At 63.0% G+C, this 19,212-nt stretch carries 19 protein-coding genes; 7 read left to right on the forward strand and 12 right to left on the reverse strand.

The window, feature by feature from the left end:
* Positions 1-17: 17 nt before the first annotated feature.
* The 3 genes from QLG02_RS19130 (at position 18) to QLG02_RS19140 (ending at position 4,123) form a co-directional block, all read left to right on the forward strand.
* Positions 18-275 carry a hypothetical protein gene (locus QLG02_RS19130; protein WP_043160732.1) on the forward strand — a complete coding sequence of 86 codons (258 nt, stop codon included), beginning with the start codon at positions 18-20 and terminating at the stop codon, positions 273-275.
* Between the two features lie 782 nt (positions 276-1,057).
* Positions 1,058-2,281, forward strand: a complete 1,224-nt coding sequence (pepT, locus tag QLG02_RS19135) for a peptidase T (RefSeq protein ID WP_282465909.1) — start codon at positions 1,058-1,060, stop codon at positions 2,279-2,281.
* Positions 2,282-2,422: 141 nt separating this feature from the next.
* Entirely contained in the window at positions 2,423-4,123 is a 1,701-nt protein-coding gene (locus tag QLG02_RS19140; protein WP_282465910.1) for a lysophospholipid acyltransferase family protein, read from the forward strand.
* A gap of 86 nt (positions 4,124-4,209) precedes the next feature.
* Here QLG02_RS19140 and QLG02_RS19145 read toward each other — a convergent pair whose 3' ends face one another.
* From QLG02_RS19145 to QLG02_RS19160, 4 genes are all read right to left on the reverse strand, one after another.
* A complete protein-coding gene (locus tag QLG02_RS19145) occupies positions 4,210-4,521 on the reverse strand; it encodes a SelT/SelW/SelH family protein (protein ID WP_029303416.1) in 312 nt (103 codons plus the stop codon).
* A 37-nt stretch (positions 4,522-4,558) separates the two neighbouring features.
* Entirely contained in the window at positions 4,559-5,680 is a 1,122-nt protein-coding gene (locus QLG02_RS19150) for an adenosylhomocysteinase (RefSeq protein WP_077095545.1), read from the reverse strand.
* 186 nt (positions 5,681-5,866) lie between these two features.
* A complete protein-coding gene (locus tag QLG02_RS19155; protein ID WP_282465911.1) occupies positions 5,867-6,604 on the reverse strand; it encodes a hypothetical protein in 738 nt (245 codons plus the stop codon).
* On the reverse strand, positions 6,604-7,164 hold the full coding sequence (locus tag QLG02_RS19160; RefSeq protein WP_011705502.1) for a YceI family protein: 561 nt from the start codon (positions 7,162-7,164) through the stop codon (positions 6,604-6,606). The genes QLG02_RS19155 and QLG02_RS19160 overlap by 1 nt, the downstream gene beginning before the upstream one ends.
* Before the next feature lie 110 nt (positions 7,165-7,274).
* Between QLG02_RS19160 and QLG02_RS19165 the strand changes: the two genes are divergently transcribed.
* The gene (locus QLG02_RS19165) at positions 7,275-8,177 is read left to right on the forward strand and encodes a LysR family transcriptional regulator (RefSeq protein ID WP_017409884.1); all 903 of its coding nucleotides are present in this window, start codon (positions 7,275-7,277) and stop codon (positions 8,175-8,177) included.
* 31 nt (positions 8,178-8,208) lie between these two features.
* Here the strand turns inward: QLG02_RS19165 and QLG02_RS19170 are convergent, their stop codons facing one another.
* Entirely contained in the window at positions 8,209-8,625 is a 417-nt protein-coding gene (locus QLG02_RS19170) for a hypothetical protein (RefSeq protein WP_282465912.1), read from the reverse strand.
* A gap of 66 nt (positions 8,626-8,691) precedes the next feature.
* Here QLG02_RS19170 and QLG02_RS19175 point away from each other — a divergent pair, with 66 nt between their 5' ends.
* The gene (locus QLG02_RS19175; RefSeq protein WP_282465913.1) at positions 8,692-10,422 is read left to right on the forward strand and encodes a formate--tetrahydrofolate ligase; all 1,731 of its coding nucleotides are present in this window, start codon (positions 8,692-8,694) and stop codon (positions 10,420-10,422) included.
* A 132-nt stretch (positions 10,423-10,554) separates the two neighbouring features.
* Here the strand turns inward: QLG02_RS19175 and QLG02_RS19180 are convergent, their stop codons facing one another.
* Both QLG02_RS19180 and folE read right to left on the reverse strand, forming a co-directional pair.
* The gene (locus QLG02_RS19180; protein ID WP_029301350.1) at positions 10,555-12,210 is read right to left on the reverse strand and encodes a methyl-accepting chemotaxis protein; all 1,656 of its coding nucleotides are present in this window, start codon (positions 12,208-12,210) and stop codon (positions 10,555-10,557) included.
* A 411-nt stretch (positions 12,211-12,621) separates the two neighbouring features.
* On the reverse strand, positions 12,622-13,278 hold the full coding sequence (gene folE, locus QLG02_RS19185) for a GTP cyclohydrolase I FolE (RefSeq protein ID WP_011705496.1): 657 nt from the start codon (positions 13,276-13,278) through the stop codon (positions 12,622-12,624).
* Positions 13,279-13,583: 305 nt separating this feature from the next.
* Here folE and moeA point away from each other — a divergent pair, with 305 nt between their 5' ends.
* Together moeA and QLG02_RS19195 are read left to right on the forward strand one after the other, a co-directional pair.
* On the forward strand, positions 13,584-14,810 hold the full coding sequence (gene moeA, locus QLG02_RS19190) for a molybdopterin molybdotransferase MoeA (RefSeq protein ID WP_282465914.1): 1,227 nt from the start codon (positions 13,584-13,586) through the stop codon (positions 14,808-14,810).
* Positions 14,807-15,562: a molybdopterin-synthase adenylyltransferase MoeB gene (locus tag QLG02_RS19195; RefSeq protein WP_252376868.1), complete on the forward strand. Its 756-nt coding sequence runs from the start codon at positions 14,807-14,809 to the stop codon at positions 15,560-15,562. Before moeA ends, QLG02_RS19195 begins: the two co-directional genes overlap by 4 nt.
* A gap of 76 nt (positions 15,563-15,638) precedes the next feature.
* On the opposite strand, the gene QLG02_RS19200 is transcribed toward QLG02_RS19195, so the two are convergent.
* The 5 genes from QLG02_RS19200 to QLG02_RS19220 all read right to left on the reverse strand — a co-directional run bounded on the left by QLG02_RS19200 (position 15,639) and on the right by QLG02_RS19220 (position 19,165).
* On the reverse strand, positions 15,639-15,929 hold the full coding sequence (locus QLG02_RS19200; RefSeq protein ID WP_017410450.1) for a Bor family protein: 291 nt from the start codon (positions 15,927-15,929) through the stop codon (positions 15,639-15,641).
* A gap of 174 nt (positions 15,930-16,103) precedes the next feature.
* Positions 16,104-16,397: a Bor family protein gene (locus QLG02_RS19205; protein WP_017410449.1), complete on the reverse strand. Its 294-nt coding sequence runs from the start codon at positions 16,395-16,397 to the stop codon at positions 16,104-16,106.
* A gap of 33 nt (positions 16,398-16,430) precedes the next feature.
* Entirely contained in the window at positions 16,431-17,249 is an 819-nt protein-coding gene (locus tag QLG02_RS19210) for a hypothetical protein (RefSeq protein ID WP_282465915.1), read from the reverse strand.
* The gene (gene parM / locus QLG02_RS19215) at positions 17,242-18,285 is read right to left on the reverse strand and encodes a plasmid segregation protein ParM domain-containing protein (protein ID WP_175393749.1); all 1,044 of its coding nucleotides are present in this window, start codon (positions 18,283-18,285) and stop codon (positions 17,242-17,244) included. The genes QLG02_RS19210 and parM overlap by 8 nt, the downstream gene beginning before the upstream one ends.
* Positions 18,286-18,388: 103 nt before the next feature.
* A complete protein-coding gene (locus tag QLG02_RS19220; protein WP_017781785.1) occupies positions 18,389-19,165 on the reverse strand; it encodes an alpha/beta fold hydrolase in 777 nt (258 codons plus the stop codon).
* Between the last annotated feature and the right edge of the window lie 47 nt (positions 19,166-19,212).

Consider the following 19,212-nt stretch of genomic DNA (forward strand, 5'->3'; position numbering starts at 1 on the left):
TCGCAAATGAGCGGCCGGTGGCCGCCTTCGTTACCCTCAATCACATCCAGACCATCGATGACAAGGTGCGGCGCGCCGAGGCGGCCTGCCGGCTCGGGAAGGGCGACTCCTGCAACCTGCGCGCACTACGCGGCGGGTTGACCCGGGCCCTTCCGTCACATCCCTTGCACATCGCGGCAAGCCTAGGCTGCCTGGTGGATCTTGGGGAAGTAACGAGTCTTGATGTGGGGCTGGTGGCTTTACATCAAGCTCAACGGTATGCGGTGCTGTGCTAACAGCGCCGCGGTACTTTGATGACGGACAGCATCAGCCACGCGGTCCGTTCATCATTCGGCAGCCATCACGACAGCAAGGGAAGGTTTCAAGGAAGAGAAGCGAAGGCGTCAGCACGCGTGCGTGTTGATAGACGACAACAACCACAGCCAGCTCAGCACCAGTGACCGCCCATGACAAGGGAAGATGATGAGCCGTTGGCTCACTCGGTCAGCTGGACATTGAGTGTCCGTTGTTCTCCCTGATACCGGAGCCTAACCGGTATTAAAGAAACCATACCCTAGCAGTGTCTGTCGTTGCTGCGTGCCTCGCCCTATAGGCGTCTGATCTTCCGGGAGTCTGGCGGCCTCTGCCTGCTCAGGGTTACCCTTGGATCGGCGCGGAGTGTACACACTTACCGCCAGCGGTGACAATAAAAAATAGTGTTCAAAAACTGCTTTTAATAAGGCGATCAAATCTTGCCGCCAGCAGGCCTGGCACGCGGGGGAAGAAGTCCGTCCACCCCCTCTTTTCCACCCTGAAAATAACGCCGGTTTGCGCCATCCGTTGTCGCCCCCGACACCCTCAGTGCTGAGCGCCTGCCTGGCCACATCACAAGCCGCTTAAAAATGTCAGCAATTGGATATTTTATGCTGCGCTTGATATCAACAACCACAGCCTGAACCACCTTACACGTTTACAGCCAGATCTTCGCCAAAAAATGCGGCAAAAACTGCGCTGACGCAAAAAGCCGCGCCGCCAGATTGGCCACAATGGCCCCTCCCCACCGGTACGAGGCTTGCCAATGGATACCTTGCTTGAGCGTTTTCTGCGTTACGTGACTTTTCATACCCGCTCCGATGCGACCAATCCCGCCTGTCCCAGCAGCGAGGGACAGCTCGTCTTCGCCCGCGCCCTGTGCGACGAGATGCAGCAGATGGGACTGAGCCGGGTCACCCTGGACCAATACGGCTACCTCACCGCCTGCCTGCCGGGCAACCAGCCGGACGCGCCGGCCATCGGCCTCATCGCCCACATGGATACCGCCGACTACGAGGCGGCGCACGTGGTGCCCCAGATCATCGAAAACTATCAGGGCGGCGACATCTGTCTGGGCAAGGGGGACGAGGTGCTGGCCATCCGCGATTACCGCTTCCTGAAAAACTATCTGGGACAGGATCTCATCACCACCGACGGCAGCACCCTGCTGGGGGCCGATGACAAGGCGGGCATCGCCGAGATCCTCACCGCCATCGACCACCTGCTGGCCCACCCCGAGATCCCCCGTGGCGATGTCTGGCTCGGCTTTACCCCGGACGAGGAGATAGGCCGCGGCGCCGACCGCTTCCCGCTGGACCGCTTCCCGGCCAAATGGGCCTATACGGTAGACGGCGGCGAACTGGGCGAGCTCGAATACGAGAACTTCAACGCTGCCGGTGCCACCGTGCGTTTTATCGGCAACAACGTGCACCCCGGCACCGCCAAGGGCAGCATGATCAACAGCCAGACCCTGGCTGCCCGCTTCCACGCCGCCATGCCCGCCGAGCAGACCCCGGAGTGCACCGACGGCTATCAGGGCTTCTTCCACCTGGCCCAGATGAACGGCACAGTGGAAGAGACCAGCCTGCACTACATCATCCGCGACTTCGACGACGAGGGCTTCGCCGCCCGCAAGGCCCAGCTCAAGGAGCGGGTCGCCTCGCTGCAGCTGGAGGCGCCCAGGGCGCGCATCGAGCTCACCCTGACCGACAGCTATCGCAACATGCGCAGCCAGATCGAGCCGCACATGCACATCGTCGAGCTGGCCAAGGCCGCCATGCTGGCCGCCGACGTCACCCCGAGGATCAAACCCATTCGCGGCGGTACCGACGGGGCGCGGCTCTCCTTTATGGGGCTACCCTGCCCCAACCTGTTTACCGGCGGCCACAACTTCCACGGCAAGCACGAGTTCATCCCGCTGCAATCCATGGAGAAAGCGGTCACCACCCTGGTGGAGCTGGTGCGCCTGACTTCGGCCTGGCGCGGCTAAACCGGCCATCGTCACCGCCATAACCAAAGAGGGGAGCCGGTTAACCGGCTCCCCTCTTTGCCATCAAACTGTCATCCCGCTGCCATGGGGCGGGAACAGAAGGGCGTCACGCTAGGGCAACGACTCATCGGAGCCCAGCCCATGTTCAGTGTCGATGCCCTGCTACAACAACACCTGCCCCGCCTCTCGGCCCACAGCCTGCTGCGCCCCCTGCTCCGGCAGGGGCTGCGCTGGCTGCTGCACGAGCAGGCGTTTCAACGCTTTGCCACGAGTCATCCCCACCTGCGCGGACTCGACTTCGTCGAGCAGGCACTGGCCGAGCTCGACTTCGACTACCGGGTGAGCGAGGCCCAGCTCGAGCACATTCCGGCCAGCGGCCGGGTCATCATCGTCGCCAACCATCCCATCGGCTCCCTCGACGGGCTGGCTCTGCTGCGCCTGCTTGGCCGCATCCGGCCGGACGTCAAGATAGTGGCCAATCAGCTGCTGGCCCAGCTGACGCCGCTGCGCCCCCTGCTGCTGCCGGTGGACAACCTGGGCGGCAAGACCGACCGGCGCGCCATCCTGGCGATGGGGGAGCACCTGGCAAGCGAAGGGGCGCTGGTGATCTTTCCCGCCGGCGAGGTGTCGCGCCTCGGTCCCAAGGGAGTCAAGGACGGCCCCTGGCAGGCGGGCTTCATCAAGCTGGCCCAGCGCACCCGCACCCCGCTGGTGCCCATCCACCTGGACGGGCGCAACGGTCTCTCCTTCTATCTCGCCGCCTGGCTCCACAACGACTGGGCGGGGCTGTTGCTGGTCAAGCAGCTGTTTCGCCAGCAAGGAAAGCGCATCGGCGTCACCATCGGCGCCCGCATCCCGGCCAGCGGGGTGCAGGAGCTGCCCGCCAAGAGCGCGGCCCGGCTGGTGCGCAGCCACCTCTACCGAGTCGGGCGCGGCAAGCGGGGTTTGCTGGCCACCGAGGCCCCCATCGCCCTGCCGGAGGAGCGCCGTCAGCTCAAGCAGGCCATCGACGCCTGCGAGGCGCTCGGCCATACCCCGGATGGCCAGGGGATCTACCTCTACCGGCGCCACGAGCTGAGCCATTCGGTGATCCTGCGCGAACTGGGGCGCCTGCGGGAAATCGCCTTTCGGGCGGTGGGGGAAGGCTCCGGCAGGCGGCGGGATCTCGACGCCTTCGACGATGACTACCACCACCTCATTCTCTGGGATCCAGCCCGGCTCGAGATCATCGGTGCCTACCGTTTCGCGCCGGTGGCCGAACTGCTGGCCAGCAAGGGGCTTGGCGGCCTCTACAGCCACACCCTGTTCGGCTTTGAAGAGAAATTGCTGCCCAGGCTGGCGCTTGCCATCGAGCTTGGCCGCAGCTTCATCCAGCCCGCCTACTGGGGCAAGCGGGGGCTCGATTATCTCTGGTTCGGCATCGGCGCCTATCTGGCGCGCTATCCCCGCTATCGCTACCTGTTTGGCCCGGTGTCGCTCTCCGGCAGCCTGCCGGCGGCGGCCAAGGATCTGCTGGTGAGCTTCTATCGCCAGCACTTTGCCCCCGAGCTCGCGCTCGCCCCGTCGCGCCGCCCCTACCCCGCCACGCCGCCGCTGTTTACCGGGCTGGATTACGGCGCCGATCTCAAGGAGCTCAAGGCCCGCCTCGACAACCTGGGTTGCGCCATTCCCACCCTCTACAAGCAGTACTCCGAGCTGTGCGAGCCGGGCGGCGTGCAGTTCATGGATTTTGGCATCGACCCCGACTTCAACCACTGCATCGACGGCCTGGTGTGGGTGGATGTGAGCCGCCTCAAGCCCCACAAGCGGGCCCGCTATATCGGCCTTCCCGCAGAGGAATAGCCGGGCACAACTGCCGACCGTTGACCGGACGCCACAACGAGAGAGGGAGGCCTGCGCCTCCCTCTCTTTGTCATTGATGCTGTGGCCTACTCGGCGGCCGGCTTGCGATCGGCGTGGCCCAGGTCGCGCTCGGGGGCGATGACATCGCGCACCCGCTGCTTGATCTCCTTGGCCTCGGGGAAGCCATCGTCGGCCACCCGATCCCACACCAGCACCCCGTCCACCAGGATGCGAAACTCCCCCTTGCTGGCCGGCACCAGCGCCACCTCGCCCAGATCGCTGTCGAAGGTAGAGAGCAGCTCCTGGGCCAGCCAGGCGGCGCGCAGCATCCAGCGACAGAGGGTACAGTAGCGGATCTCGATGCGGGGTTTGGGGGTGGGCAGCGTCGTGTCGCTCATGTCGTCACTCCATCAATAGCGGCTAAGAAAAAGGCACTCACTGGGCGACCCCGTGGAAGTCGGCCAGCCAGTGGCGGGCAATGGTGCGCATTGTCGATTGCGGCAGGTCGAACAGGCCGGGGGCCAGCGGCTGCAACGCCAGCTGACGCACCCCTTCGATGATCTCCGCCAGCACCAGATAGACATATTCGCCGATGACGGCGCCGTGGACGAAGTTGACCGCCTCGCCCCGGTTGAGCAGGAAGATGGTGCTGCCATCGGGGCGGGTCAGTGCCAGCACGTGGGGGCACACCTCCTCGCTCGGCCAGGGCAGCTGGGCGAGGCAGAACGCGAATTCGTCGTCCGCCGAGGTGACCGAGGCGACCATGGTGCCGGGGCGCAGCTGCTGCAGATCCGCCAAGTCCAGCGCGCCGTTGCCGGTGGAGCAGATCACCAGCTCGGCCCGACCGAGGGCTTCGGCCTTGCCCACCAGCTTGAAGCCGTGGGAGAGCGCCTCCACCTGGCGCAACACGTCGGTCTCCACCAGCTCCAGATGCAGGTTGCGGCACCTGAGTTCACGGGCGATGCTGCGGCCCACCTTGCCGTAGCCGAACAGGGCGGCCTGGCAGACATTGAAGGTGCGGTTGAGGGTGCGGGCCAGGGATTCGGCGGAGTAGACCACGCTCAGGCCAATCTGGATATCCTCGGCCTGCTTGAGGGGGCTGCGCGCCACCGAGATGACCGGGGTGGCCAGCATCTCCTGCTCGTAGCGCTGATGGCCGTTTTCGGTCATCTCCACCACCCCGAGGAAACGGGGGCCGAAATACTCGCTGAGGGTGACCTGGGTTCTGGCGAAATAGCCCCCGATATCGAGGATGATCAGCCGCTCATGGGGCGCCACCAGCGGGGCTATGTGCTCGATCACTCCCTGCGGGGTGTTGGTCCACTGGCGATTGAGGGGCAGTACCGGATAGTGTTGCTGGGCCCAGGTCAGGGTCGGTCCATGCACTGACTTGGGTTTGGGCAGGATGGCGCCGATCCGCCCGATCTGATCGAGGGCCTGAATAAACTGGGGGCGATCGGGAAGCAGATGGGTAACCAGCAGGATGCAGAGCCCGTCGAGACGTCCCTGCTCGGTAAAATGGCGAAAAAACAGATGCTCAGATCCTTGACTGCGCAACTGTGGCCTCCTTAGCGCGCCGCAAACAAGCAGGCAAACAGAACCCGGTCAGACCGGGTTCTGTGTGTATCCAGATAATTGAAAAACCTTTTTATCTGAAAGCACTATGGGGCTCAATCTTTATCTGTGCAGACTATGACACAGCCGTCAACTTTCGGGTTAATTGACTGTTTTTTATGCTAAAAATCAGTACAACGAGGCTTCAGGCCACACCTTCCAAAGGCTGAGTCCGGCTCCTATCCCCGCCAGCAGGATCAGCAGGGCCCAGCGCTGGATCCAGGGCTTGCTGCGCAAGGTCCACTCCAACAGGGGCAACAGCCAGACCGGCAGCAGCACCAGCAGCGGCACTTCCACGTATTGCCAGGCGAGCATCTGGACAAAGGCCAGCGCCAACCCGAGCGCCGCGGGCGCCACCTGGCGGCCGGCAAAGGCCCCGAGCAGGGCGCGGAAACCGGCGAACGCCGCCAGCGCGCCGGCCAGCTGGGCAATCAGCAGGCTGCCGTCGATACCGATCACCAGCGCCAGCCAGATGAAGCCGAGGGCAAAGCCGAGCCCCTCGCGGCTGTCACCGCGCAGCCCGGTCCATCCCAGCCAGGCGATGGCAGGCAGCAACGCCAGCCAGATGGCAGGCTCGCTCGCCAGCACAGAGGCCAGCCCCTGCCACCACACCAGCGCCCCCAGAGCGGCAAACAGCGCAAGCGCGGCCCGCTGGTCGGCCAGTTGCGCCGCCAGGGCGGGCACCAGCAGAGTCAGCGGCAGCCACTGCCACGCCTTGACCGGCAGCCCGTAGGCTCCGCCCAGCAGACAGCCCACCAACCAGAGCGCCAGGGCGCCCCACAGATACCCCAGCCGCGGCCAGCGCCACGACAGCAAAGCGGCTCCCAAAGGAGCCGCCAGGGTTTGCAGCAGGAGTGCCGCGCCCATTACTTGCGCACGCCTTCGACGAACAGATTGATGCTCATCTCGTCGGGGATGTTCGGCACCATGTAGTTCACGCCAAAGTCGCTGCGCTTGATGGTGGTGGTGGCGTTGAAGCCGCTGCGGTAGCCACCCCAGGGATCCTTGCCTTCACCGATGTGGACCAGATCGAAGGCCACTTCCTTGGAGACGCCGTGCAGGGTCAGGGTACCTTTCAGTACGCCCTTATCCTTGGTGCCCTCATAGCCGGAGCTGACGAAGGTCATCTTGGGGAACTGCTTCACGTCGAGGAAATCAGGGCTGCGCAGGTGTTTGTCGCGCGGCTCGTGGTTGGAGTCCACGCTGGCGGCATCGATCTCGAAGCTCGCCTTGGCCGCCGCCGGGTTGGCGTCGTCCATGCTGAAGGTGCCGCTGAAGGTATTGAAACGGCCCACCAGCTCGGAGAAGCCGAGGTGACCCACCTTGAACTGCACCGTGGTGTGCGCCGCATCGACGTCGTAATCGGCTGCCATCAGGGGAGCCGCCATAAACAGGCAGGAGGCCAGCAGGGCCTTGGTCATTTTCATCCGTTCGTTCCTTCATATTGGGGGTTCACAACAACAGCCAAGATGCTAACCTCCATATCGGAATAGATAATCAGCGATTTATTAAAATAATTATCAACTGAGAGTGAAAGATGGATCAGATAGCCGCCATGCGCACCTTCATCAAGGTGGTGGAGTGTCAAAGTTTTACCAAGGCCGCCAACCAGCTCGGCATCTCGGTCGCCATGACCTCCAAGCTGATGCAGCAGCTGGAGGAGTCGCTCTCCACCCGGCTGCTGTCGCGCACCACCCGCCAGGTCAACCCCACCGAGGCCGGCCAGTTCTACTACCAGCGCTCCCAGGCGCTGCTGGCGGAACTCGAAGAGACCCACAGCCAGCTCACCCGCAACAACCAGCAGCCCCAGGGCACCCTCAAGCTGTCGGTGCCGATGGATTTCGGCTACCTGCACCTCTCCCCCGCCCTGCCGCTGTTTCGCGAACGCTACCCTGATCTGAAGCTGGAGATAGAGTACAGCGACCGGCGGGTGGCGCTGGTGGAAGAGGGGTTCGATCTGGCGCTGCGCATCGGCAACCTGCCGGACTCCTCCCTGGTGGCCAAGCCGCTGGCCATGATGCGGCTGGAAGTGTGCGCCAGCCCGGCCTATCTGGCCCGTCGTGGCACACCGAGCACCCCGGAGGATCTCAAGCAGCACGACTGCCTGCTCTACACCCTGACCCAGCCGGACTGGGTGTTCAAACGGGATGGCGAGCAGCTGAGCGTGCGCCCGCAGGGGCCGCTGCGGGCCAACAACGGGGTGGCCCTGACCAGGGCGGCCTGCGACGATCAGGGCATCATATTGCAGCCCACCTTCATCGTCGGCGATGCGCTGCGCTCCGGCGCCCTGGTGTCACTGCTGCCGGAGTGGGAGAAGGGGCAGGTGGGGCTCTATGCCCTCTATCCGCACCGCCGTTTCGTCTCGGCCAAGGTGCGCTGTTTCATCGAATTCGTGCAGGAGCGCTATCTCGCCCCCCACTACTGGGATCGCAAGGCTTAAGACCTTTGCAGCGACCGCGGTGACGGGATGGCTAAGAGGCGGCGCTATCGGCAGGCAGCGGCAGCTCGGCCACCAGCAGCAAGTCGCGCAGGCTCAGCTGCCAGCGCGGCAAGCGCTGGCGCAGGGTCGCCAGCTGCGCTTCATCAAATGCATAAGGCAAGGTGACGTGCAGACAGTGGCAGTCGAGCATGCCGGCCAGCTGCAGGGTCAGGATGAGATTGGCCTCGTCGGTCTTGTGCTTGTTGATGCGCTTGCCCAGTTCGTGGCGAAAGTGGGTCTCGGGATCCTGGGTCATCGCCTGCCAGCCATAACCAAACAGCGGAATGAAGGCGCTGACGACCCCCAGCGCGGTCAACGGCTGTTTGGGCGGGTGATAGAGGGCGTTGAGATCCAGCTCGATGGGCGTTAGATGCAGCTCACGATTGCCGGACAAAATAGTATTACTCATTGGATAACCCTGTTGATTCCACTAGACTGCGCCGCATATTTGACCTGACATGCCAACGAGGTGCTGATGCTAAGCGATATCGAGATCTCCCGCCAGTCCCCCCGTCTCCCCATTCACGCGCTGGCCGAACGCCTCGCCATCCCTTCGCACCAGCTCCATCCTTACGGTCACTACAAGGGCAAACTCAGCCTCGAGCTGCTCAAGTCTCTCCCCAAACCGGCGGGCAAGCTGGTGCTGGTGAGCGCCATCACCCCCACCCCGCTTGGCGAGGGCAAGACGGTGACCACCCTCGGCCTCTCCATGGGGCTCAACCATATCGGCCAGCCCAGCATCGCCACCATCCGCCAGCCGAGCCTGGGCCCGGTGTTCGGGGTCAAGGGGGGCGCCGCCGGTGGCGGTCACGCCCAGGTGGTGCCGATGGAGGAGATGAACCTGCACCTCACCGGCGACTTTCACGCCCTCACCGCCGCCCACAACCTGGCGGCGGCAGCCCTCGATGCCCGCCTGTTCCATGAGCGCAAGCTCGGCGACCAGTTCAGCGCCAGAACCGGCCTGCAGCGCCTCGATATCGATGCAGACAACATCCTCTGGCCGCGCACCCTCGACATGAACGACCGCGCCCTGCGTCACCTCACGATTGGACAGGGAAGCGCCGCCGATGGCGTCGAGCGCCAGGATCGCTTCGTCATCACCGCTGCCTCCGAGCTGATGGCCATTCTTGCACTGGCGAGCGATCTGAAAGACCTGCGCCAGCGCATCGGCCGCATCCAGCTGGCCCGCGACCTGCACGGCAAGCCCATCACCGCCGAGCAGCTGGAAGTGGCGGGTGCCATGACGGTGCTGCTCAAAGAGGCCCTGCAGCCGACCCTGATGCAGACCACCGAGCAGACCCCGGTGCTGGTTCACGCCGGCCCCTTTGCCAACATCGCCCACGGCAACTCCTCGGTGATCGCCGATCGCATGGCCCTCGGCCTCACCGATTACGTGGTGACCGAGGCAGGCTTTGGCTCCGACATGGGGCTGGAGAAGTTCTTCAACATCAAGCACCGCCAGTCCGGCATCACGCCGGCCTGCGTGGTGCTGGTGGCGACGGTGCGCGGCCTCAAGGCCAACAGTGGCCTGCTCGACATTAGACCGGGTCAGCCGCTGCCGGAAAGCCTGCTGGGGGAAGACTTGCCGACTCTCGAGCAGGGCTGCGCCAACCTCGGCTGGCACATCGCCAATGCCCGTCGTTATGGCGTGCCCGTGGTGGTCGCCATCAACCGCTTCCCCACCGACAGCGAGGCCGAGCTGGCCTTGCTGGCCCGCGCGGCGCTGCAGGCCGGCGCTTGTGGCAGCGCCATCTCCAGCGCCTTTGCCCAGGGCGGGGCCGGTGCCAGCGAGCTGGCCCAGGCGGTGGTGGCCGCCTGTGAGCAACCGGGCAAGGTCAAACTGCTCTACCCCGACCAGGCGAGCCTGGACGCCAAGCTGGCGACCCTGGTGGAGTGCGGTTATGGCGGGCGCGGCGTGCAACTCTCTGAGCGCGCGCGCCGCCAGTTGGCGCAACTCTCTGCCGAAGGATGGGATCACTTGCCGGTCTGCGTGGCCAAGACGCCGCTCTCCATCAGCCATGACCCGGCCCTCAAGGGGGTGCCGACGGACTTCGAGGTGCCCATCGAGGAGGTGAAGCTGTGCGCCGGCGCCGGTTTCGTCTATGCCCTGGCGGGCCCCATCATGACCATGCCGGGCCTTGGCAGCCTGCCGGCCTACCGTCATATCGACATCGACGATAACGGCGAGATAGTCGGCCTGAGCTAAATGGTCGGATAAAGGGTCTGGCGCCGGCCGACGGCGCTGCGCTCATCGACCCTGCGATCAGCAAACCTGCCAAAACAACAAGGCCCCGCCGATTGGCGGGGCCTTCTGTTATTTGCCTGGTGGCAGCAAGATTTAGAGGGTGAAACGCTGGGTCATATGGTGCAGCGTATTGGCCAGCTTGCTCAGCTCGACACAGGCCTGGGCGGTCTGCTGGGCCCCCAGGGCGTTCTCGTCGGCCGCATTGTGGATGTTGACGATGCTGCGGTTGAGCTCCTCCGTCACCGCGTTCTGCTCCTCGGTGGCGGTGGCGATCAGGGTGTTCATGTCGGTGATCTGGGTGACGGCACCGTTGATAGTGTCGATGCTGCTACCCGCTTCCCGGGCCAGCCCCACGCTCTCCTGCATCTGCTGGCGACTCAGCTGCATGGCGCTGCCCGCCTCGGCGGTACGCTCCTGCAACACCTCGATCATCTTGCTGATCTCGGCGGTGGAGTTCTGGGTACGCTGGGCCAGGGAGCGCACCTCATCGGCAACGACCGCGAAGCCACGACCCTGCTCGCCAGCACGGGCCGCCTCGATGGCCGCGTTGAGGGCCAGCAGGTTGGTCTGTTCGGCGATACCGCGAATGACGTCCAGCACCATGCTGATGTTGTTGCTGTCCTGCTCCAGCTGCTGCACTACGGCGCCCGCCTGCTCAATCTTGACCGACACCTCCTCGATGCTGCTGATGGCGCTGCGCACCACCTGGTTGCCCTGGGTCGAGGTGCGGGAGGCATCCTTGGCGGCGCTCATGGCGTCCGTGGTGTTGCGGGCCACCTCGTTCACCGTGGACTGCATCTCGTTCATGGCGGTGGCGACCTGGGAAACCTCGCTCTGCTGGCGAGCCATGCCGGTGGCGGATTGCTCGGAGATGGCGCTCACCTCCTCCACCGCGCTGCTGAGCTGGCTCACCGAGCCGGCGATCTCGCTCACCAGATCCGCAAGCGAACCCTGCATGCGATCGATGGCGGCGCCGAGCTGGCCCAGCTCGTCACGCTTGAAGCGACTGCCGCGGATCCACTCCTGCAGTTCGCCCTTGCCCAGATCACCGCTCGCGATGCGCTGCGCCTGACGGGCCAGCATCACCAAGGGATCGCGGATCTGGCGGGTCAACACGGTGGAGAGCACGGCCGCCAACCCCAGTCCCAGCAGCAGGGCGATGATGATGCTCAGCTTGGCGCTGTCAAACGCCTCCACCACCTGGGCACGGGAGCCCACGGAGTAGCCGTGGTTGATGCGGATCAGATCCGCCACCGACTTGGCCAGATTGGTATAGAGGGTGATCCCCTCGCTCATGAACAGCTGCTGGGCCTCGGCCAGCTGGCCGCCATCCTGCATCAGTCGCACCCGCTGGTGCAGGGCAACGTACTTGTCCCAATCCTGCTTGACGATATCGAAGGTGCGACGCTCCTCCACATCCTCTGCCCAGATGGTGGCATCGTGGGCTTTTACCTGCCGGGCAACCTCTTGCAGGCTCTGCTCGCTGAGATCCCGATAGTGGGCCCGCTGCTGCGGATCGGCCGCCACCAGAAACACATCCAGTTCATAGCGGCGCAGGGTGTTGATGGTCTCACCCAGGGTGCTGGTGCGCACCACGGCGGGCAGTATGCTGTCGGTAAAGCCGATGGCCGCCCGGTTCATGTTGCCGAACTGCAGCAACGAGAAACCGCCGATGAAGGCCATCATCAGGCCGAGCACGGCAAAGCCGGCGGTGAGTTTCTTGCCAATGGTCATGGTACTGGTATTCATGGCGTGTCCTGGATATGAGTGAACAGATAACGCTCGTCTGGACCGTAGCGATACGATCCGCAGTCACCGCCTCCATGGCGGCTCATCCAGCCTTGATGAATCTATGTCCTTGCATGAACGAGGCGAACAGTGTTGCCAAAGTGCCGATCTGCCCAAGCGCCGAGCCCAAGCCGCAATGGCGCATGGCAGGGAAACGGCAGCAAGAACCCGGTCGAGAGAGCCGCCGGAACAGGCACCTTGCCGGCTTGCCTGCACTCCCAAAGAGCGCACCCAAGCCATGAAACGATATATCGACCGGGCCTGCCAATCCCTTGAGGAAAATCGTCGGGTGACCGGCGAGCAGCCAGGGGAAGGAAAAAGGAGGGGAAAAACGAGGAGACATGCCGCAGCGGCGGCACGTCTCCAAGTAGATCAGCGCTTCAGGCCGGCCAGGAATTCGGCGCGGGTATCGGGCTGGGTCTTGAACACCCCACCGAGGGAGGTGGTGGTGGTGTAGGAGGTGGAGTCCATCACGCCGCGGGCCTTCACGCAGAAGTGGGTCGCCTTGATGCTGATGGCCACATCCTTGGTGCCGAGCAGGGTCTGCAGCGCCAGCAGGATCTGCTGGGTGAGCCGCTCCTGCACCTGGGGACGGCGGGCAAAGAACTGCACGATGCGGTTGATCTTGGAGAGCCCGATCACCTTGCCACGGGGGATGTAAGCCACATGGGCCAGCCCGTCGATGGTGACGAAGTGGTGCTCGCAGGTGCTGGTGAGGCTGATGTCCCGCACCATGATCATCTCGTCCACCTTCATCTTGTTCTCGATCACCGTCACCTTGGGGAAGGTGGCGTAATCGAGGCCGGAGAAGATCTCGTTGACGTACATCTTGGCGATGCGGTGCGGCGTCTCCGCCAGACTGTCATCGGCCAGATCCAGCCCCAGCGTCTCCATGATGGCGCGCATGTGGCCTTCGATCTTCTCCCGCTTCTGCTGACCGTCCAGTGCATTGGCCACCAGAGGTGTTTCAAGGCCCTCGGCCTCGAGGGCGGCCCTGACCAACAGGGCTTCCCGACTTAAGCTCGTCATCTTGTTCCTCTCCCACGCTCAGGGACTGTGATGGCCGCCTTGTCTATGACGGCATTCTGTTTTGGCGCAATAGTAAACGGCGATTATTGTCATAATTCAAGCTAACTCAAGCCCGTTCCCTGACTTTATGCCAATCCGGCGAATTTTACCCCGCCGGCGCTCCCCATACGGGGGTACCCTTTCGCTCCGGTCGCTGCCTATCTGTGCAGCCAGTCGGTTTTATCCCGCGGCAACCTGCCCATCCAGCGGGATTTTTGGGATAATCCGCCCTCTACTCCCCCTCCATCACACAATGAGGTCATGACATGGGATTTGATACCAGCGGACTACTCCCCCTGAGCGACGCCCTGCAGGGCATGCTGGCACAGCTTGACGGCTGCTGCGACAGCGAACAGCTGCCCCTGCCAGAGGCCCTTGGCCGGGTACTCGCCATGGATATCGCCTCCCCTCTCTCCGTGCCCCCGTTCGACAACTCCGCCATGGATGGTTATGCGGTGCGGCTGGCGGATCTCGCCGGCGGCGCTCCCCTCATCATGGTGGGCAAGGCCTTTGCCGGTCAGCCTTATCAGGGTGAGTGGCCCGCCGGCCACTGCGTGCGCATCATGACTGGCGCCCCGGTGCCGGCCGGGACGGATGCGGTGGTGATGCAGGAAGAAACGCAGGCCGACGGCGACAGGATCACCTTTTTGACCACGCCGGTGCCCAGCCAGAACATTCGCCGCCGCGGTGAAGACATCCGCGAGGGCGCCAGCGTGCTCGCTGCCGGTACTCGTATCACCGCCCGGGAGATGCCGCTGCTGGCCTCCCTCGGCATTGCCAGCGTGCCGGTACGTCGGCCGCTCAAAGTGGCCATCTTCAGTACTGGTGACGAGCTCAAGCCAATCGGTACCCCCCTCGCCCACGGCGACATCTACGACTCCAACCGCTACGGCGTGCGGGCCATGCTGGATCGCATGGGCTGCGATTGCCTCGACCTTGGCATCATCCCGGACGATCCGGCCCAGCTGCGCGCCGCCTTTCAAAAGGCCGATCGCGAGGCCGACGCCCTCATCACCACCGGCGGCGTCTCGGTGGGGGAAGCGGACTTCACCAAACAGCTGCTGGAGGAGCTCGGCGAGATCGGCTTCTGGAAGCTGGCCATCAAGCCAGGCAAGCCGTTCGCCTTCGGTCGCCTGCCCCATTCCTGGTTCTTCGGCCTGCCGGGCAACCCGGTCTCCGCCATGGTCACCTTCGATCAGCTGGTGCAACCGGCGCTGGCCAAGCTGGCCGGCCAACGCTTCGAGCGCCCGCTTCAGCTGCCAGCCATTGCCGCTGAGCCGCTCAAGAAGGCACCGGGCCGGCTCGACTTCCAGCGCGGCATCCTGACTCAGGGGCCAAACGGCCTAGAGGTGCGCAGCACCGGCTCGCAGGACTCCGCCGTGTTCAGCTCCCTGTCGCGCGCCAACTGCTACATCGTCCTTGAGCGCGAGCGGGGGCGTGTCGCGGCAGGCGAGACGGTCACCGTCGAACCGTTCGGGGGATTGCTGCTGTGAGCGAGATCCTGAGCGACGCCGAGCTGTTGCGCTACAACCGCCAGATCATCCTCAAGTCCTTCGACTTCGAGGGGCAGGAGGCGCTCAAGCAGGCTCATGTGCTGGTGATCGGCGCCGGCGGCCTCGGCTGCGCCGCCAGCCAGTATCTGGCGGTGGCCGGGGTCGGCCAGCTCACCCTGGTCGATTTCGATCGGGTAGAGCTCTCCAACCTGCAGCGCCAGGTGCTGCACACCGATGAGCGCATCGGCCACTACAAGGTGGACTCCGCTGCCCAGTCCCTGCGCGCCCTCAACCCCTGGCTCAACGTGGAGACCCACGCCGCCGTGGCCGACGAGGCGCTGCTCGATACCCTGTTGCCCCGCCACCAGCTGGTATTGGATTGCACCGACAACCTGGCCATTCGCAACCTGCTCAACCAAAAGGCCCGCCAGCACGGCGTGCTGCTGGTCAGCGGCGCCGCCATCCGGCTCGAGGGACAAGTCTGCAGCTTCACCTGGCAGGAGGGGGAACCCTGCTACGCCTGCCTCAGCGCCCTGTTTGGCGAGCAGGCGCTCACCTGCGTCGAGGCGGGGGTGCTGGCACCTGTGGTGGGACTGGTGGGCAGCCTGCAGGCGCTCGAAGCCATCAAGCTCTTGGCAGGGATGGGCCGCAGTTACAGCGGCCGCCTGCTGATGATCGACGGCCTTGGCGGCACCTTTCGCGAAATGAAGCTGCCCAAACGCCCCGACTGCCCGGTCTGCTCGCACGGGTGACTCCCCAGCCAGCCTTTTCGCCAACAAAAAAGCCGACCCATGAGGTCGGCTTTTTGCAGCATGCGTACGGCGGGGATTAACCAGCGCAGTAAACGCGCGCCTCGCGCGGGGTGTAAACACCGAAGGTCACTGCACCCAGCAGACCATTGAGGAAGGTATGCTGCGCTTCAACACGCACTACCTTGTCAGCACCGTTGCAAACGGCGGCGGCATCAATGGTTTTGCTCTGGCCCAGGCCGGAAATGAAGAAGTGGTGGGTCACTTCTTTGGTGGGTTTCACTGCATTACCGGAATGCACGGTAAAACCTTGCTGAGCACAGCCCGCCATCATCATTGCAACGGCTGCAGTCAATACCATTTTTTTCATTTTATTATCCCTGACAATATTATTTTTCCCGGCTATGCCGGTGCCACACAAAGAAACATTTCCGTTAATTATCAATTATATAAACAAAGAAATACTCCTGAGTGCGCGCACACTATCAAAATCCAGAAAGGGCAACAAGGCTTTATTTGAGACTTTACAATGTCAGTACAGAAATCACAGTCTGCAATAAACCCGAGCCGTCCTCGGGGTATATATTCCCAACGTCAAGACGGTCATCAAGGTATCCTGCGGGCTCTGTTGCATTTCTACTCGTACCACTTTCTGCGGATCATCATGGCAGGCCAGAGCTGCATCAACCATCTCACTCTGACCAATCCCCGCCAGTACGAAATCATGGCTCACTTCTCGGGTTGGCTGACCCGGGTTACCCTCGTGCACGAAAAAGGTTTGCTGGGCACACCCCGACAACAGCAAGGCGCCGCACGCCATCCATACTATTTTTTTCATCTCTCTTACTCTGGCGATGGTCAGTAGGAAGCCTTAGAAGATCCCTTTGGCCTTGACCTTTTTCATGTTGGCCACCTGGTTGGAGAGATCTTCCACCAGCGGCTCGGTGTCCCCCGCGGCCGTCATTTGGCGACCAGGGGCACTGGCCAGACGCTGGATCAGCCGATGCTGCTCACGAATAAGCCGAGACTGCTCTTCCAGTTGACGAGAGAGCTGTTGAATGCTGCTCTGCAGCGGCGCCAGGTCCTGCTCGCCGGCAGCAGATGGCAGCTTGCCCGCGATCGCCTCGGCCAGCTGTTCATGGTCAAGAGGAGCCGGCATTCCCTGCCGCAACTCATCCCACAGCTCGGTTGGTTGCTGCTCCCCAAGTCGGCTGACGATCTCTTCCACCAGACTGTCCGAAGAGGGCACAGCTGTTTGCTGACTCAGACGCTGAACGATTTCATCCACCAGCCCGCCGGTATCACCCTGGCCAAGCCGGGGGGACAATCTGGCCACTATCTGCTCGATCATGAGATCGGCAGCAGGCTGCGCCGACGCACTCCCCTCTCCCAGGTTGAAGCCACAACTGGCAAAGGCATGACGCAAGGTGGTCATACTTACCTGCTCGGGACCCAGCGCATTGGCAATGGCCTTGCAGAGGTTGGGCGCCAGCACATACATGAACATGCCGGAGAGATAGATATCCTTGTGGAAACGACTCTTGGAGAAGTCGAACTCCTCGCTGCCATCCTGGATCTTGCGGGCCCGTTGGTACCAGTTCTGCAATACCCCGACTGCGTAACGATCAGACTCCAGCGCACCCGGGTCCATATAGATGGAGAAGGTCATGCGCTTGAGTTGACTACTCATCACCAACCTCGGCCATCACGGCTGCTTCGCGGTACACTTCCTCTTCTTCGGTGGTGTAGAGGCAGATCTCGCGAGCCAGAGCTGACTGGGCATCGTCCAGAAGTTCGACCCTGTCACCCAGAGTCGGGTAAGCGTTCTTGATTGCTTCGTGGATAAGCGACGCCCCGCCCCCGACCAGGTAAACACGGTTCGGGTTCTTGGCAAACTTCTTCGCTTCATGCGCTACCTGGGAGCCCAGTTCGTCAATCTTGTTCTGCATCTTCTCGAGGATCTTGGGGATCTGACTCTCGTCGTTCACCACATCGCGCACGAAGCTCATGTCGTGGCGGCGCTTGATAAACTCGTTGGCCACCAGATAACTGGAATCGCTGTCCGCCGCCGCCAGTGCCTTGCGCACGGCATCGGTCACCATGGACACACCAATCTCGTTGTTGCCATAAACATCGGAGACATCGTCAAACTCGCCGACGATGATCCCCATATCGAGGGTGGTACCGCCACAATCGATCACCAGGGTCTTGGTGAACTCGTTGCAGCCCGAACCGATCAGACGGGAGAGCGCCGCAGGCAGGCTCTCCGGCATCACTTCCACACTGACTATGTTGAACAGCTCACCCTTGTTGAGGGAGATGGCCCGCATCAGGTTGCGACGCTTCTTCTCGATCTTATCCTCGTTGCGCTGACAATCGTCCGGGTTGTAGAACTCGGTGATGGGCAGGGTCACGGTGATGGCCACATCACAGGGGGTCACGCCGGTCTGCAGCAGGGCGTGATGCACGGAGAGCAGGTTCAGATCGTCGTACTGATACTCCACGTGGGTGGTCGCCAGCGACTTGTCGGACGTGGCGTCATAGGTGTACTTGGTGTTGCCTATCTCGTAGTTGTAGATCTTCTTGTCCTTGCGCAAGGCGGCGCTCTTCCAGTCCTTGCGAAAGGAGTTGGGAGAGATGATGGTCTTGAGCACCTTGTTCTCAATCCAGCTCACCTTGACGTTGGTTGAACCATCATCGATGGCCATTTTCATTACTTCAGACATGAGGAAATACCTGTTGATAGAGCAAAATGGGTCCGATTGCCTTGCCTTTTTGCGTGGCAAGGCGATCGGACCAATACATACACGGTATAAAAGGGCGACCAGTTTAATGAGTTTCTAAAATCCGGTGAAGCAAATGATTGAAGCCGGAGGGATCCTCCGCCGGCCAGGCGTGGTGGCCGTTGGGCGTGTGGATGGTGGCGTTGGGCAGGGAGGCGAACTGCTCCACCCGTTTGGCGAGCGGCAGATAGTCGTGACTGGTGGAGATGATGGCCACCGGCTGCCAGATGTTGCCAAGCCGGGCGCGCACCGACCAGCCGGGCAGCGCCTCCAGCAGCGCCTTGTAGGTTTTCTTCTTGTTGCGCACGAAACGCAGCCGGAAGGTGTGACGCACCTGGGCAAGGTCGGGGCCGGGAAAGAGCTCGCGGCCGAGCCACCAGGCGAGCGGTCGCAGGCCGAACCAGCGCAGCCACTTGAGGCGCTGGGCAAACCGCTCCTGCTCTTTTGGCGTCTCCAGCAGAAATTCGCTGAAGCCGTTGACCAGCACCAGCCCCTGCACCTTGTGCGGCAGTTGCAGCGCCAGCTCCAGCGCCACCATAGCCCCGAGCGACAACCCCACCACCCAGGCGGGCTCAGGCTGTTCATCGAGCCAGTTCACCACGTCCGCCGCCAGGGTCGCCACGTCGAACGGCCCCTCCTGCATGCTCTGGCCGTGACCGCGCAGATCCAGCGCCACCACCCGGTAGTGCTCGGAAAAGCGTTCGATCTGCGCCTGCCAGTCGAGACTGGAGGAGCCCAGCCCGTGCAGCAGCAACAACAAGGGGCCCTCCCCCGCGCTGCGCAGGGCAAGACCGTTGGATTTCATCACCTGATTGCGGCGCATCAGTTCATTGCCTCTCGACTCATCCGCTGAACCATCCTGATTTTCTG

Source organism: Aeromonas sp. V90_14 (assembly GCF_029967615.1).
GTDB lineage: Bacteria > Pseudomonadota > Gammaproteobacteria > Enterobacterales > Aeromonadaceae > Aeromonas > Aeromonas hydrophila.

Excerpts from the sequence above, each read along its gene's own strand:
- QLG02_RS19175 (WP_282465913.1), top strand. The coding sequence starts at position 8,692 with ATGCTAAGCGATATCGAGATCTCCCGCCAGTCCCCCCGTCTCCCCATT.
- QLG02_RS19210 (WP_282465915.1), bottom strand. The coding sequence starts at position 17,249 with ATGAGTAGTCAACTCAAGCGCATGACCTTCTCCATCTATATGGACCCG.
- QLG02_RS19145 (WP_029303416.1), bottom strand. The coding sequence starts at position 4,521 with ATGAGCGACACGACGCTGCCCACCCCCAAACCCCGCATCGAGATCCGC.
- QLG02_RS19200 (WP_017410450.1), bottom strand. The coding sequence starts at position 15,929 with ATGAAAAAAATGGTATTGACTGCAGCCGTTGCAATGATGATGGCGGGC.
- QLG02_RS19170 (WP_282465912.1), bottom strand. The coding sequence starts at position 8,625 with ATGAGTAATACTATTTTGTCCGGCAATCGTGAGCTGCATCTAACGCCC.
- QLG02_RS19155 (WP_282465911.1), bottom strand. The coding sequence starts at position 6,604 with ATGGGCGCGGCACTCCTGCTGCAAACCCTGGCGGCTCCTTTGGGAGCC.
- QLG02_RS19205 (WP_017410449.1), bottom strand. The coding sequence starts at position 16,397 with ATGAAAAAAATAGTATGGATGGCGTGCGGCGCCTTGCTGTTGTCGGGG.
- QLG02_RS19180 (WP_029301350.1), bottom strand. The coding sequence starts at position 12,210 with ATGAATACCAGTACCATGACCATTGGCAAGAAACTCACCGCCGGCTTT.
- QLG02_RS19140 (WP_282465910.1), top strand. The coding sequence starts at position 2,423 with ATGTTCAGTGTCGATGCCCTGCTACAACAACACCTGCCCCGCCTCTCG.
- folE (WP_011705496.1), bottom strand. The coding sequence starts at position 13,278 with ATGACGAGCTTAAGTCGGGAAGCCCTGTTGGTCAGGGCCGCCCTCGAG.
- QLG02_RS19220 (WP_017781785.1), bottom strand. The coding sequence starts at position 19,165 with ATGCGCCGCAATCAGGTGATGAAATCCAACGGTCTTGCCCTGCGCAGC.
- QLG02_RS19160 (WP_011705502.1), bottom strand. The coding sequence starts at position 7,164 with ATGAAAATGACCAAGGCCCTGCTGGCCTCCTGCCTGTTTATGGCGGCT.
- pepT (WP_282465909.1), top strand. The coding sequence starts at position 1,058 with ATGGATACCTTGCTTGAGCGTTTTCTGCGTTACGTGACTTTTCATACC.
- parM (WP_175393749.1), bottom strand. The coding sequence starts at position 18,285 with ATGTCTGAAGTAATGAAAATGGCCATCGATGATGGTTCAACCAACGTC.
- moeA (WP_282465914.1), top strand. The coding sequence starts at position 13,584 with ATGGGATTTGATACCAGCGGACTACTCCCCCTGAGCGACGCCCTGCAG.
- QLG02_RS19165 (WP_017409884.1), top strand. The coding sequence starts at position 7,275 with ATGGATCAGATAGCCGCCATGCGCACCTTCATCAAGGTGGTGGAGTGT.